This is a genomic window from Enterococcus olivae, from assembly GCF_053760925.1.
The window spans coordinates 19,470-34,177 of the sequence record NZ_JBSMVT010000009.1 but is presented as its reverse complement, the minus strand read 5'-3'; the positions used below and the strand labels follow the sequence as shown (position 1 = coordinate 34,177).

The following is a 14,708-nucleotide window of genomic DNA, read 5'->3' as shown; positions in this document are numbered from 1 at the left end:
CAGGGGGTAAGGACCATTTTAACGAAAGAAAATTTAAAAGAAGAATTAAGGCAACGAGTAAGGGAAAGCTATGCGCTTGAACTAGAAGATGCCTCAGCAAACGAACTGTTTTTCACCTTAGGGAATTTGGTTAAAGCAGTTTACAATGACAACTGGCGTGAAACATGGAAAAATTATTTGAAGGAAGAACAAAAACAAGCGTACTATTTCTCCATCGAGTTTTTACCTGGAAAAATGTTGAAAAGCAATTTATTGAACTTAGGCTTATTAGAATTGGTTCGTGACACATTGGCGGATTTGAATGTCGATTTGGAAGATTTGGCAGAAGTTGAAAAAGACATGGCTCTTGGTAACGGTGGCTTAGGTCGTCTGGCTTCTTGTTTCATGGATTCTATCGCATCCAGCGGTTTACCAGGAAATGGAAATGGAATTCGCTATGACTATGGTTTGTTCAAACAACAATTTGTGGATGGCTATCAAGTAGAACTACCAGATGAGTGGTTGAAAAACGGAAATGTTTGGGAGATCCGTCGTCCAAGTAAAGCAGTAGATGTCCATTTTGGTGGACATGTTTACATGAAAAAAAATGAAGAAGGAAAACTGAAACCAGTTGGAGAAGACCAAATCATCTTACGTGCGGTTCCATATGATACGGGGATGGTTGGTTATCAAAACGGAATTGTCAATACGATGCGTCTGTGGAGTGTAGAGATTCCACCTTCAGAAGAAGGAAAATATAAGAGTATTGAAGAGCGCCGAGCGTATGAAGATTTGACAGCAGTCTTGTATCCAGATGACTCAAATGAAAGAGGACGTATGACTCGCTTGTTGCAGGAGTATTTCTTCGTTTCTGCTGGGATCCAAAGTATTGTACGCTATTACCAAAAATTAAATAAACCTTGGCATGCGCTAAGTGAACAAGTAGCTGTGCATATCAATGACACACATCCAGCTCTATGTGTACCAGAGTTAATGCGTATTTTAATGGATGAGCATGATGTGAATTGGGAACAAGCATGGGATATCACAGTGAAAGTAATGAGTTATACCAACCATACGATCATGGCAGAGGCTTTGGAAAAATGGCCTATCTATTTGATGCAGCAAATCGTTCCTCGTATGTATCAAATCATTGAAGAGATCGATCGACGTTATGTAGCTTCTATGCGCGGAATTCATCCAGAAGATTTGATTCAGCGTACCCGGATCATCCAAGGGGATCAAGTGCATATGGCGAATTTGTCCATTATCGGTAGCCATAGCACCAACGGAGTGGCTAAGCTTCATTCAGATCTATTGAAAGCAGTGGTTCTACATGATTTCTATACGATTTACCCTGAACGCTTCAACAATAAAACAAACGGTATTGCTCAACGTCGTTGGTCACAATTAGCCAATGAGCCGTTGTCTAATACTTTAGATGAGGCAATTGGAAAATCATGGCGTAAAGATTCTGCTGATTTGAGTTTACTGATGAATTATCAAAATGATAAAAAAGTTTTGGATAAACTGGCAGAGGCGAAACATCAAAAGAAAGAAGAATTGGCGGAGTATATACAGGAAACGACGGGTGTCACAGTATCTCCGGATGCGATCTTTGATGTACAGATCAAACGTCTACACGCTTACAAACGTCAGCTCTTGAATCTGATGCACATTTTGAAATTGTATTTTGATTTGAAAGAAAATCCAGAAGTAGACATCCATCCGCGAGTCTTTATTTTTGGAGCTAAAGCTGCACCAAGCTATACGTATGCGAAAGCGATCATCAAAGCAATCAATGAAGTAGCAAATTTAGTTAACAACGATGAATCGATTCAAGGAAAACTGAAAATCGTCTTCTTGTCTAATTACAATGTTTCACTAGCTGAACGAATCATTCCAGCAGCAGACGTCAGTGAGCAAATCTCTTTGGCATCAAAAGAAGCTTCAGGAACCAGTAACATGAAACTGATGTTGAACGGCGCGTTAACTGTCGCTACTTTAGACGGTGCGAATGTAGAGATTCGTGATGCAGTCGGTGATGACAATATCTTTATCTTTGGTTTGACCGAAGAAGAAGTTTACGCATACTATGAAAATCATGAATATTCTTCTCAACGTATTTATGATGAAGACCCTGTCTTAAGACGTGTAGTTAATGCGTTTGTTGATGGAACGATTCCAAACATTGAATACGAAGGACGAGAAATCTTTGATTCCTTGTTGCGTTACAATGACGAATACTTCTTACTGCGTGATTTTGCTGACTATTGCCACGCACAAGAAAGAATCAACGAAACGTACAAAAACCAAGACTTATGGCGTAAAATCAGTTTAGTGAACATTGCAAAAGCAGGACGTTTCTCTTCTGATGATACAGTGAAGCTGTACGCTGAAGATATTTGGCAAATTGAGCCGATTTTTGCTCATACAGAAAAAGAGGGAACAAGCAATGTCTCTAATCAGATTTAATCCTTGGCAAAGTTACCATAAACAACCATTTGGAGCAGTCAAGGAAAATGGTCTCGCGCGATTATCTGTGGAGGTAATCGCCGAGAATATTGTACAAGTTTATCTGGTCATTCATAAAGATCATCAACCTGAACAGCGAATCATGATGCAGCAGCAAGAGAATGGTTTTTATTCTTACCAGTATTTCTTTAATCAGGGGAAAGGCTTGTATTTTTATCATTTTGAAGTCCATTCGACTGTGGCTGGTCAGACAAAGGTTGAGTATTACGGAGCCAGTGAACAGGGAGGAGAAGGTCAGCAGTATCCGTCAACTGACAGAATCTGGAACTTTCAAATTACCTGTTACCAAAAAGAAGAAACGACACCTGATTGGTATCGAAAGGGAACCTTCTATCAAATTTTTCCTGATCGTTTTTGTAATGGGAATAAAGATCAAAAAATCAATTCACCTAAGGAAAATACCTTTATTTATGCAACAGAAGAGGATGAACCCTTATATGTTAAGGGGCCAGAAGGGGATATCCTACGTTGGGATTTCTTCGGTGGGAATCTGCAAGGCATTATTAAGAAAATCCCTTATTTGAAAGAATTGGGAATCACGGGTATTTATTTAAATCCGATTTTTGAAGCCTGTAGTAATCATCGTTATGACACTTCAGATTATTTTAAAATTGATCCAGTTTTGGGAACGGAAGAGGATTTTAAAGAATTGTTGGATGAACTGCATGCCAATGATTTACATTTGATTCTTGATGGTGTATTCAGTCACGTCGGTCAAAACAGTCAGTATTTTAATGTCAACGGTTCTTACGGAGCGAACTCGGGTGCTTATCGAGATCGTCACAGTGAATATTTCTCATGGTTCAATTTTATTGACTATCCTCATGACTATGAATCTTGGTGGGGAATCAAAGATTTACCGGAGATCAATAAAAACGATCCGAAATTCCGTGAGTTTATCTTTGGCGAAGAAAAGAGTGTCTTGACGAAGTGGAACAAAATGGGGGTAGATGGTTGGCGTTTAGACGTTGCTGATGAGCTTCCAGATGATTTTATTGCCGGTATTCGTAAAAATCTCGATCGTTTTCCTGAAAAAATCCTGTTGGGAGAGGTTTGGGAGGATGCATCGAACAAGGTATCCTACGATGTACGCCGCAAATATATTTTGGGAGACCATCTACACGGTGTGATGAACTATCCCTTGCGTGACGGTGCGATCGATTTATTGAATGAACAGAAATCACCTGAGAATGTGGCTAAATCACTAACAAAATTGTATGAAAACTATCCTAAAGATATTTTTTACAACAATCTGAACAACATTGGGACGCATGATACTGAGCGTATTTTGACCATGTTGGGCAGCCACATTAAGAAACTGGACTTGGCCTTTGGATTCATGTTCTTGTTCCCAGGGATTCCCTGTGTTTACTATGGGGATGAAGCTGGTTTAGAAGGACGAAAAGATCCTGAAAATCGAAAATTTTTCCCGTGGAAGAGTATGAATCGGGAGATTTATGATAATTGTCGTCGTTGGATCCAGTATCGCCAAGATAACGACGTACTGATCAACGGAGATTTGAGTTTCTTCTATACAAACAATTTGTTTGGTATTTTGAGAAGAGATGGGGATCAATATGTTGCAATGCTAATGAATCCAACGAATTATCCTAAAACAGTCAATGGTAGTCTAACATTTATTGCTGAGGAAACACCGATGATTCAGGAAATCCGTACACGATTAAATAATCGGACGCTAGCTGAAAATAGTTATATTCTGATCAGCAGTAAGCAAAAACAGACAAGTATTGATTTAATGAAGCAAATGCAAAGTTCTACTAAAGTGTAAACGAGCAAAGCTGTTCTCTTTCTCTGTGAGCAGCTTTGTCTTTTTGTCTGTAGAAATTCCATGTTTTATGGTATTATAGAAGAAATTCAGCATTTAAAGGAATGAAAAATTATGGCGCAATATGAAGAAATCAAACGGAAACATTTTCGTTTTCCAGCATATTCAGATGAAGCAGGCGTAAAATTAGAATCCAATAGAGAAGGTTCTTCATTTTCCAATGATGAAAGCTGGATCATCACTGAGGAAAGTGGACAAGCACCTACACGCAGAGAGGATAAAGGCGAAGATCGTACTTTACGTCGCTCTCACCGTGTTAGTCAAGAAAAAGCGGGTCAAAGTATTGAGCAGAGAGAAGAACTGAAAAAACACCGCAAAAATTTACCTGATTATACGAAAAGATACCGGCCTGAAGTTACTTCTACAGGAAAAAAACATTTGTTTGGTGAAGCAGCTCCTCAAAGTACCTTTAAAGTAAAGGAAAAACGTTCAGAACCTGTAGCTCCTCAAAGAAAAAAAGGAGAATTCACCCGCTCTTACTTTGTTCCTAAATATATTCCAGCTTCTATGATTCCTGATGAGCCTACTGATAAAGTCGAAAAACAAGCACTTGAATCTGCGATGGCAAAAGACAGTTACCTACTTTTCGATACTGAGCCGTCAGCATTTCAAGAACGAAAAGATACGGATCCTGCTGTTAGCAAATTTAAGCAGCCGAATTCTGAGGTGTCTATGACTAGAAGCCAGTATCGACGAACTTCAAAAAAAGAGAAAAAACGTTCGGTGCTAGATCAGTCGCTGGAAGGTCTGATTCAAGATGAAACCTTTGAATCAGAAAGTAAAGGCTATTTCAAAAAGTGATTTGACGACCTCAACAGCTATTGTTGAGGCTATTTTTTCATATTGAGAAGCAATTGCTGTGGTAGAGTAAACGATTATTCAGGAGAAAAATAGATGATTGATTCAGTTGATTTAGATATTGTTTATGCGATTCGCTTAAAAGCCATGTATCCAGGAGAAGACGTGGAGATTGTGAAGGTTCCTGGAGATGAACATGCACATCACTACGGTTTCTTTGATGCGGACCAATGTGTCAGCGTGGTGTCAGTATTTATGGAAGAAAACGGTTGTCAGATTCGAAAATTTGCCACATTGCCAGACTATCAAAACAAAGGATTTGGTACGCAACTGTTGAATGAGATTTTAAAAACGTACAGCAAACCCTTTTTCTTGAATGCGCGTAAAGCAAAAATCGGTTTTTATGAAAGATTTGCTTTCAAGGAAACCGAGAACACTTTCATCAAAAATGGGCACGAGTATGTCGTCATGATTCTCGAATAGGTATGGTAATGGCCGACAATAATTAAATCCTTTTCGTAGTCAAGTGTTGTTAGACGAAGTTGATTTAAATGGTGACAAATAGTTGAGAAATCCGCGAATTTTTTAAGCAAATATTGACAAAAAATTCAATTCCAAGTAAAATTTTATTGTTGTAGGCGGATGTGATGGAATGGCAGACATGTACGCTTGAGGGGCGTATGAGCTTAGCTCGTACGGGTTCAAATCCCGTTATCCGCATAGGTGAAAGCTGATATCGACTGTTGTTGATGTCAGCTTTTTTTATTTTTTCACTAAGAGCTCCAAATTTTTTGCGCGTTTTTCCAGAAAATTTGCTATAATAGAAACACTTAAAAAAAGTGAGAAAAACAAGGAACACATTGAAGTACACAGGAAGTATATAAGTGAAAAGAGGATGACTATGAGAAATTTTGAAAAGTCTAGTAAACTTGAAGGTGTTAGTTATGATGTACGTGGACCTGTTTTAGAAGAAGCAGATCGCATGCAGGATGAAGGAATCAGTATTTTAAAATTAAATACTGGAAACCCTGCGACATTCGGATTTGAAGCGCCCAATGAAATTGTGCGCGATTTGATCATGAATGTCAGAGAGTCAGAAGGTTACTCTGATTCAAAAGGAATTTTTTCTGCACGTAAGGCAATCGAACAATATTGTCAATTAAGAAATTTTCCAAATGTAACGATCAATGATATTTACACAGGTAATGGTGTGAGCGAGCTGATTACAATGTCAATGCAGGGACTTTGCGACAATGGGGACGAAGTATTGGTTCCGATGCCGGATTATCCTTTATGGACCGCATCGATCTCATTGGCTGGAGGAAAGCCTGTTCATTATATCTGTGATGAAGCGAGTGAGTGGAATCCTGATGTAGCAGATATTCGCTCAAAAATTACTCCTAAGACAAAAGCGATCGTATTGATCAACCCGAATAATCCAACGGGGGCGGTTTATCCAAAAGAAATTCTAGAACAAATCGTTGAGGTTGCACGCGAATTTGATTTGATTATTTTCTCAGATGAGATCTATGATCGTTTGGTTATGGACGAGTATGAGCATATTCCGATTGCAACACTGGCACCGGATCGTCCGGTGGTGACTTTCAGTGGCTTGTCCAAATCTCACCGCGTGGCTGGTTTCCGCGTAGGTTGGATGGTTTTAAGTGGAGAGAAAAAAGGTATCAAAGGATACATTGAAGGATTGAACATGTTGTCTTCTATGCGGTTGTGTTCAAATGTATTGTCTCAGCAGATCGTCCAAACCGCATTAGGCGGTCATCAAAGCATGGACGAATTGATGCTTCCAGGTGGCAGAGTATACGAGCAAAGAGAATTCATCTACAATGCGATCAATGAGATTCCTGGGCTATCGGCAGTCAAACCGAAAGCGGCATTTTATATCTTCCCTAAAATCGATACGAAGCGATTTAACATTTTGGATGATGAGAAATTCGTGCTAGACTTCCTACATGAGCACCATATTCTGTTGGTTCATGGTGGTGGGTTTAATTGGCAGGAACCGGATCACTTTAGAATCGTCTATTTGCCGAATATGGAAGATCTAAAACTGACCGCAACGAAAATGCAGGAATTTTTAGCTACTTACAAACAAAAATAAAAAAAACGGAGAAACCAATGTTTAAAGGTTTCTCCGTTTTTGATTGTAGCAATTAACTAGCTAGTATTTCACATTTCTTTTTACTGACGATCATGCGACCGCTAAATTTGTCCATAATTTCTTTGGAAGGTTCGTTGACTTGTATGAGAAATGAATTTTCGTATTCTCGTTCGATAAATCCAAAAAGAGTCAGATCTTCCCACTTAAATGTTACGTTTGTCTTCGTTTCCATGCTTGTCACTCCGTTCTAACCTATAGGAAATCCCGAACATCTCTATAGATTGGAATTTTCCTTTGTTACATTATGTGTTAAAATGTACAAAAAGTGAAATGCGAATTCGCATATTTTAGGAGAATAAAAAATGGACGTTTTACAGGAAATAAATTTTGGAGAAACCATCAAAAAAATTCGTAAAGAACAAAACATGACTCAAAAAATGTTGTCTCAGGGAATCTGTGCGCAAAGTGTCCTCAGTCGGATTGAAAATGGGATTGAAGTTCCGAATGTGATCGTCTTGCAACAGATCTGTCAGCGATTAAATATTACGATGGATAAGCTGCTTTACTCACAGCCAAGTGAGATCCAGCAAATCAATGCCTTATTTCTGAGAATCCACTACCATTTGATTCATCAAAATTATCAGCAAATGGAACAGCTTCTGGAGAGTTCCTCTTTGACCGAGCATTTGTATTTGGATACGGATCTTCAATTGTATTATTATTATTTAGGAAGCTGTGAATTTTTTTTGTATGATGCTCACGATGCGGCGATTCAATCTCTGAAAAAAGGGCTTTCTTATACGTACACCAAAGGAAAGAACAATGTTTCAGCGATTGAGATTCAATTAATGAGCTGTTTAGGTCGTGTTTTTGGTAGTGCCGGTAACAATGAGCAGGCGACCCATTATTTAAATCTAGCCTATGCATCGCTTCAGTCTTTACCAATTGAATCAATGCGTTTTGAATTGAGCAAGGTCTTTTATAATTTTGGCAGTTTTCTTTTTGGAATCGAAGAAGATGAGAAAGCTTTAGAGGTGGCAGAACAAGGGATTCTTTGGGCACAGCAGCGGAGTAGCTATTATTATTTAGAAGAGTTGTTTTCTTTGTGTGGAAAGATTTGTAAGAGAATAGGGCTGGTGGAAGAAGCAAAGGAATACATGGATCTGTCTCATTGTATCCAAAAAATCCGCTGAAATGGTGTAGACCTTTCTTGACATTTTTTCTAATTAAGAGTAATTTTAAATTAGAAAAGACATAGAGGAGAGAGACAAATGAGAACATTTGTAAGCGCAACGAAATTTTTCTTGAAATCAGGGGTCAAAGGTCCTGGATACTTAGAGATTGTTGATGGAAAATTCGGTGAATATTTTTCAAATTTACCAGAGGAAGAAGTAACGCTGATCGATCATTCTGACAAATGGATTGCGCCGGGGTTAGTTGACACGCATATTCATGGCTATATGAATCATGATGTGATGGACAATGACGCGGAAGGGATCAAGGTCATGTCGGAGGCTCTGTTGGCATGTGGAGTAACATCTTTTTTACCAACAACATTGACTTCGAGCAAGAAACTATTGAAAGAAGTCGCAGCGACAGTCGGTAGCGTCCAAAAAGAAGTGACTGGAGCCAAGATCCAAGGTATTTATTTTGAAGGCCCATTCTTTACAGAAGAATACAAAGGTGCTCAAAATCCGTCTTATTTCGGTGATCCAGATATCGAGACTTTTCATGAGTGGCAAGAAGCTTCTGGCGGTATCATCAAAAAAATCGCTTTGGCTCCCGAACGTGAAGGAGTCAAGAAATTCGTTGAACAAGTGACCAGTGAAAGTGTAGTTGTTTCTTTAGGCCACAGTAACGGTACCTTGGAAGACGCTGCTGAAGCCGTAGAAGCAGGTGCGAGTGTCTTTGTTCATGCCTTCAATGGGATGCGTGGATTGAATCATCGTGAACCAGGAATGGTCGGGGCATTGCTGAGCTTACGGGATGTTTTCTCAGAGTTGATTTGTGATGGACATCATGTTCATCCAAGTGCGGCTAGTATCTTGATGGAAAAAGCTGGTCATGATCATGTGGCATTGATCACCGACTGTATGATGGCTGGTGGAATGCCTGATGGTGATTATATTTTGGGAGAATTTCCAGTAGTCGTCAAGGAGGGCACTGCCCGTATGCAAGAAGGCAATCTTGCAGGAAGTATCTTAAAATTAAAAGAAGCAATCAAAAATGTTGTTGATTGGGGATTGGCAACTCCTGAGCAGGCAGTAATGATGGCCAGTTTGGTACCGGCCATCAGTTGTAAGCTTGACGATGTTTGCGGTATGATCAAAAAAGGCCGTGATGCAGATTTTATCGTTTTAAATCCAGACATGACCTTAGAAGCCACCTACTTAGATGGTAAGCAGCGTTATGCTATATCTAAATAAGTGAATGGTTGAAAAATCCTAGTGATTAGTAAAAGAAGGCAATCAGACAAAAATAGTCTTGATTTCCTTCTTTTTTACGTTGTGTTAAACTAATATTGAAGCGTAGAAAGGAGCGCAAAGGATGAGTTACATTGATGTCATTGACGAAGTAAAAAAATATCAAATGGGTGACACGACGATCATTGCAAATGATGGTGTGACCTTTGGGGTGGAAAAAGGAGAAGTGGCTGTGATTTTAGGTCCGAGTGGGGCCGGTAAATCCACGGTTTTAAATATACTTGGTGGTATGGATAGCTGTGACAGTGGGCAAATCGTTATTGATGGTGTCGATATTGCCGATCATGATGCCAAGCAGTTGACAGAATACCGTAGAAACGATGTAGGCTTTGTTTTTCAATTTTATAATTTGGTTCCTAATTTGACTGCTCGAGAAAATGTTGAGCTAGCGGCTCAGATCGTAGAACAGGCAATGGATGCAGAAGAGATTTTGCTTCAAGTGGGCTTAGGGAAACGAATGAATAATTTTCCTTCTCAATTATCAGGAGGAGAGCAACAGCGGGTAACAATCGCGCGTGCTTTGGCGAAGCGACCAAAACTGTTGCTTTGCGATGAACCAACAGGGGCATTGGATTATGAAACAGGAAAACAGATTTTACAGATTTTAGAAGACACGGCTCGTAAAATAGGAACGACTGTCATTATTATTACTCACAACTCACAAATTGCGCCAATGGCGGATCGAGTGATTCGGATCAATGATGCAAAAGTTCGGAGTATTGAATACAATGACTCGCCAACACCTATTTCTCAAATTGAGTGGTAGGGGGAAAAGATGAAGAACAATGCATTATTAAAAAGTAGTATAAGAGAAATCAAACAGTCTCCCGCTCGCTTTTTTTCCATTTTGGGGATTATTTTTTTGGGCGTCGCTTTTTTCGTCGGGATCGGTGCAACGGGTCCTGATATGATCAAGTCCGCTGGCAATTATTATGAGGCACAGCGTTTGGCAGATGTTTCTGTCCTTTCGACTTTAGGATTTTCAGAAGAAGATCAAGAATATCTTGAAGAACGTTCGGAGATCGATACGATCGTCTTGCAATATATGACGGATATCCATATTGCATCAAAAAATGAGATTTTTCGTTTTTACAGCTTTGACAAGGACAAATTGAACCAGCCGAAGTTGGAAGTTGGAAGACTTCCGGAAACAGCCGATGAGGTTGCCTTGGACAGTCGTAGCCAATTTCTTTATGAGTTGGGGGAGACGATCGAGATTACCGACTCTGACGATACAGAAGAAAGCTTGGCCAGTCATACACTAGAAATTGTCGGATTTGTCACTAGTCCGGAGTTTATCGATAATTCCAAACGCGGCAATACCAATGTCGGAAATGGTGCGGTTGATTATTTTGCTTTGTTGGTCGATGAGGCTTTTCAAACGAATGCCTATGCTCGTATGTTGCTGACCTTCAGCAATCTAAAAGAAGTGGCTGCTTACTCAGACGAATACGAGGAAAAAATTGATAAAAATATTGAACAATTGGAAGAATGGCTTGAGCCGAGACAACAAGAACGTCTGATAGAGATTCAAGAGCTCGCCAATAAAGAACTTGAAGAAAACCGTCAAAAGATCCAAGATGGGGAAAAACAGCTAGAGGATGCTGAAAAAGAACTCCAAGAAGCCAAGGAAAAATTAGATGAGGGAAGAGCAGAATTACGTTCCGGGAAAGCGGAGTTTCGTGAGAAAATCACTGCGGCAAAGGCAGAGATCCGCGGAAAAGAAGCACAATTGCGACAAGGTTCTTCTGAGCTACGAGAGCAAGAGCGCACGTTAAACGAAAACCAGCGGGAGGTAGACCGCCAAGCAGGGGCGCTGGAGAGCTACGAAGAGCAGTTGGGTCAACTAATGGATCAAAGAGATCAACTGGAGGATACCTTGTGGCAGTTGCAAAATGCTCAAGACTCTTATCAAGAGTTAGTTTCCTTATTAGAGGAAGTAGACCAGTTGCCTGTCGAAGAGATTTCAACTATTTTGGAAGATATCCGAGGAGAGCTACGTTATTTGATCAGTCAGCTTCCGGAATCTAACGAATGGGCTGGTCAGATCGATCAGCTTTTGGATCTGGTAACACCGGAGACCTTAGCTACACTCAGACAGCAGATTAACGCTTTGGGAGGAATGATCCAATCCCAAATCACCACATTGGAACAAAGTCTGGCACAAATCGACTCTGGCATGGCGGAGATTACTGCTGGACAAGAACAGCTATATGCGGCACAGCGCCAATTGGATGCTGGTCGACAACAGATTGAAGCTGCGAAAGAACAGATCGATAGTGGCAAAGACCAATTAGCTGAAGGAAAAGCCCAGCTGGCAGTTGAGGAAGAACGAGGGAAGAATCAACTAGAAGCTGCTGAAAAAGAGTTGGAAGCTGGAGAAAAAAGCTATGAAGAAGGTCTAGAAAAATTCAATGAGCAAAAAGAAAAAGAGCTACCAAAATTAAAAGAAGCACAAGAAACATTGGAAGAAGAGCAGGATAGGGTAGATGATTTGGAGCCGGCTGAGTTTACCTTACTGGATCGAATCAGCAATCCTGGTTATGCAGAATATCAATCGAACGCCGATCGAATCTCATCGATTGCTACCGTTTTCCCAACGATTTTCTTCTTCATCGCAGCCTTAGTTAGCTTAACCACGATGGGAAGAATGATCGAAGAAAAACGAGTAGAGATCGGTACGTTGAAAGCACTTGGCTATAAAAACAGCGAAATCGCGCAAAAATTTCTGATCTATTCTTTATCTGCAGGTTTGTCCGGAGCTGTTTTAGGTTTGGCTGTCGGTTTTTATCTGTTTCCAACGATTATCATCAGTGCTTATGGACAGCTCTATAATATCAAAGAGTTTGCTACACCATGGTATTTGGGCTACAGTAGTATCGCTGTTGTCATCGCACTTGCCTGTACGGTCGGGATCGCCATGGTTTCTCTGAGAGTCGATTTATTCAGTGCGCCAGCCGTCTTGCTACGTCCGAAAGCACCCAAAGCCGGTAAACGTATCTGGCTGGAATATCTTCGTCCTTTATGGAAAAGATTGAGTTTTATCCAAAAAGTAACAATGCGTAATCTTTTCCGTTACAAAGCACGCATGCTAATGACGATTTTTGGTATCGCAGGTTGTACAGCGATGATTTTGACTGGTTTTGGTCTAAGGGATTCAATCAGTGATATCGTTCCAATCCAGTTCACTAAGATCTGGCATTATCAGGGAATCGTCACTTTCTCTGAACGTCCAGAGCAAGATGAGTATGAAACGTATCTGAATGAAGTAACTGATTTACCAGACTATCAAGAGCATCTGGCAATTTCGTCTGAAACCTTAGTGATGGATCAGTCTGGGAAAGCTAGTCAGGATGTAACGGTCTATGTACCCGAAGATACCGAGAAACTGTCTGAGTTTGTCTTATTCAATGACCGTCAGACAAAAGAAGTCTATCAGCTGACAGATGATGGAGCGATTATCAATGAAAAGCTGGCTAAACTATTTGAACTATCGGTGGGGGATTCTTTGGTTTTGAAAAATGCGGACAATGAATCCTTTGAAGTAACTGTTTCAGCAGTTGTTGAGAATTATGCTGGACATTTTGCCTACCTGTCGCCAGAGTATTTCGAAGAAGTTTTTCATGAGACACCGGAGTACAATACAGATTTGTTGTTGTTTGAAGGGGAACAATCGAAGGAAACCGAGCAAGAGATCGCCGAAAAATTGATGGAGCATGAGGAAGTGATCAATGTCAGCTACTTGTCTGATTCATCGACGTCCTTGGATGACACGACTGCTACATTGAACATCGTTGTTTGGGTGCTGATTATTTCAGCTGGTTTGCTGGCGTTTATTGTCTTGTACAATCTAAACAATATCAATATTTCTGAGCGGATCCGTGAATTATCGACAATCAAAGTTTTAGGATTTTATGATAATGAAGTGACCATGTATATTTACCGCGAAAATATTTTTCTAACATTCTTTGGGGTTTTGACTGGATTGCTTATGGGGCGAGTGCTCCACAGCTATGTACTACAGACGGTTGAACTGGATATGATCATGTTTTCGCCGGCTGTCCATACGGTGAGTTATCTTTATGCAAGTTTGATCACGGTATTCTTTACTATCGTTGTTGGGCTGGTCATGTATTTCAAACTGAAGAAAGTAGATATGATCGAAGCATTGAAGTCAAATGAGTAAACAAAAAAGTGAGACGATTTCGTCTCACTTTTCTTTTTCGTTTTCATGTTTTATTTGTTCTTGGATCTCAAGTAAACGTTCCTCCAGAGAAGCTTCCTCTTCTTTCAGAAGGGTCAGATCATCTTTGATTTCCTGTACTTTTTCCGTTTCGGGCGGTTGAATGATAGCATTCAGAAAAATCGCTATCAGTATTCCGATAAAGGTATCTAAAACACGAGCTAAAGCATAGCCAACCGATTCTCCTGTAGGAATACTCATTGTAATCATCAGCATGGTTGCGACAGCTGAAATAATTCCGGCATTATTGTTGATGCCGTCAGAAACAGTAATCACTAGAGCTACTAGGATCGGGAGTGCAATCAGTTCGACAACGAAGTTAGGGCTAAAATACTGCTGTAGCAACAGATAAAAAATAGCAGCTAGTCCGCCGATCGCATTACCGATCACCCGTGATTTTCCAAAAGTGTAGGTTGAAGTCAGGTCTTGACGCAAAGAAAAGACGGCAGCCAAAGCGGCAATCAATGGTTGTCCACGATCGAACAACTGAAAAATCAAAATACAGATCAATACAGCCAATGAAGATTTGAATGTTCTCATTCCAAACCTAAAACGACCTAAATGCATGATTGTCCTCCTTTTTGTTAGGTATCTCCATAATAGCGAAACTTCAAAGGAAATTCTAGTCTAAACTCCTTATGTTTAGTATAATTCTAGTATTGAGGTCACAATTTCCAAATAGTGTTGTTTAGAACTGCTTACTAC

The 14,708-nt window shown here is 40.1% G+C and carries 11 protein-coding genes and 1 tRNA gene; 10 read left to right on the top strand and 2 right to left on the bottom strand.

Features of this window, described 5'->3' with window-relative positions:
* Window positions 1–15: 15 nt before the first annotated feature.
* The 6 genes from ACWODM_RS07750 to ACWODM_RS07725 all read left to right on the top strand — a co-directional run bounded on the left by ACWODM_RS07750 (window position 16) and on the right by ACWODM_RS07725 (window position 7,277).
* Window positions 16–2,454, top strand: coding sequence for a glycogen/starch/alpha-glucan phosphorylase (locus ACWODM_RS07750; protein WP_455320866.1), 2,439 nt, complete (start codon window positions 16–18; stop codon window positions 2,452–2,454).
* Window positions 2,435–4,303: a glycoside hydrolase family 13 protein gene (locus tag ACWODM_RS07745; RefSeq protein ID WP_455320806.1), complete on the top strand. Its 1,869-nt coding sequence runs from the start codon at window positions 2,435–2,437 to the stop codon at window positions 4,301–4,303. Before ACWODM_RS07750 ends, ACWODM_RS07745 begins: the two co-directional genes overlap by 20 nt.
* A gap of 111 nt (window positions 4,304–4,414) precedes the next feature.
* Window positions 4,415–5,161 carry a hypothetical protein gene (locus tag ACWODM_RS07740; protein ID WP_455320805.1) on the top strand — a complete coding sequence of 249 codons (747 nt, stop codon included), beginning with the start codon at window positions 4,415–4,417 and terminating at the stop codon, window positions 5,159–5,161.
* A 93-nt stretch (window positions 5,162–5,254) separates the two neighbouring features.
* Window positions 5,255–5,641 carry a GNAT family N-acetyltransferase gene (locus ACWODM_RS07735; protein ID WP_455320804.1) on the top strand — a complete coding sequence of 129 codons (387 nt, stop codon included), beginning with the start codon at window positions 5,255–5,257 and terminating at the stop codon, window positions 5,639–5,641.
* Window positions 5,642–5,796: 155 nt separating this feature from the next.
* Window positions 5,797–5,878: transfer RNA gene (locus ACWODM_RS07730), tRNA-Leu, on the top strand.
* Between the two features lie 181 nt (window positions 5,879–6,059).
* Complete coding sequence (locus tag ACWODM_RS07725) at window positions 6,060–7,277, top strand: pyridoxal phosphate-dependent aminotransferase (protein ID WP_455320803.1); 1,218 nt, start codon at window positions 6,060–6,062, stop codon at window positions 7,275–7,277.
* 52 nt (window positions 7,278–7,329) lie between these two features.
* Here ACWODM_RS07725 and ACWODM_RS07720 read toward each other — a convergent pair whose 3' ends face one another.
* Window positions 7,330–7,509 carry a DUF2187 domain-containing protein gene (locus ACWODM_RS07720; RefSeq protein WP_455320802.1) on the bottom strand — a complete coding sequence of 60 codons (180 nt, stop codon included), beginning with the start codon at window positions 7,507–7,509 and terminating at the stop codon, window positions 7,330–7,332.
* 130 nt (window positions 7,510–7,639) lie between these two features.
* Between ACWODM_RS07720 and ACWODM_RS07715 the strand changes: the two genes are divergently transcribed.
* The 4 genes from ACWODM_RS07715 (at window position 7,640) to ACWODM_RS07700 (ending at window position 13,946) form a co-directional block, all read left to right on the top strand.
* The gene (locus tag ACWODM_RS07715) at window positions 7,640–8,470 is read left to right on the top strand and encodes a helix-turn-helix domain-containing protein (RefSeq protein WP_455320801.1); all 831 of its coding nucleotides are present in this window, start codon (window positions 7,640–7,642) and stop codon (window positions 8,468–8,470) included.
* A gap of 78 nt (window positions 8,471–8,548) precedes the next feature.
* Window positions 8,549–9,703, top strand: a complete 1,155-nt coding sequence (gene nagA / locus ACWODM_RS07710; protein WP_455320800.1) for an N-acetylglucosamine-6-phosphate deacetylase — start codon at window positions 8,549–8,551, stop codon at window positions 9,701–9,703.
* A gap of 121 nt (window positions 9,704–9,824) precedes the next feature.
* Complete coding sequence (locus ACWODM_RS07705; RefSeq protein WP_455320799.1) at window positions 9,825–10,526, top strand: ABC transporter ATP-binding protein; 702 nt, start codon at window positions 9,825–9,827, stop codon at window positions 10,524–10,526.
* Window positions 10,527–10,535: 9 nt separating this feature from the next.
* A complete protein-coding gene (locus ACWODM_RS07700; RefSeq protein ID WP_455320798.1) occupies window positions 10,536–13,946 on the top strand; it encodes an FtsX-like permease family protein in 3,411 nt (1,136 codons plus the stop codon).
* A 24-nt stretch (window positions 13,947–13,970) separates the two neighbouring features.
* Here the strand turns inward: ACWODM_RS07700 and ACWODM_RS07695 are convergent, their stop codons facing one another.
* Entirely contained in the window at window positions 13,971–14,570 is a 600-nt protein-coding gene (locus tag ACWODM_RS07695) for an FUSC family protein (protein WP_455320797.1), read from the bottom strand.
* Window positions 14,571–14,708: the final 138 nt, after the last annotated feature.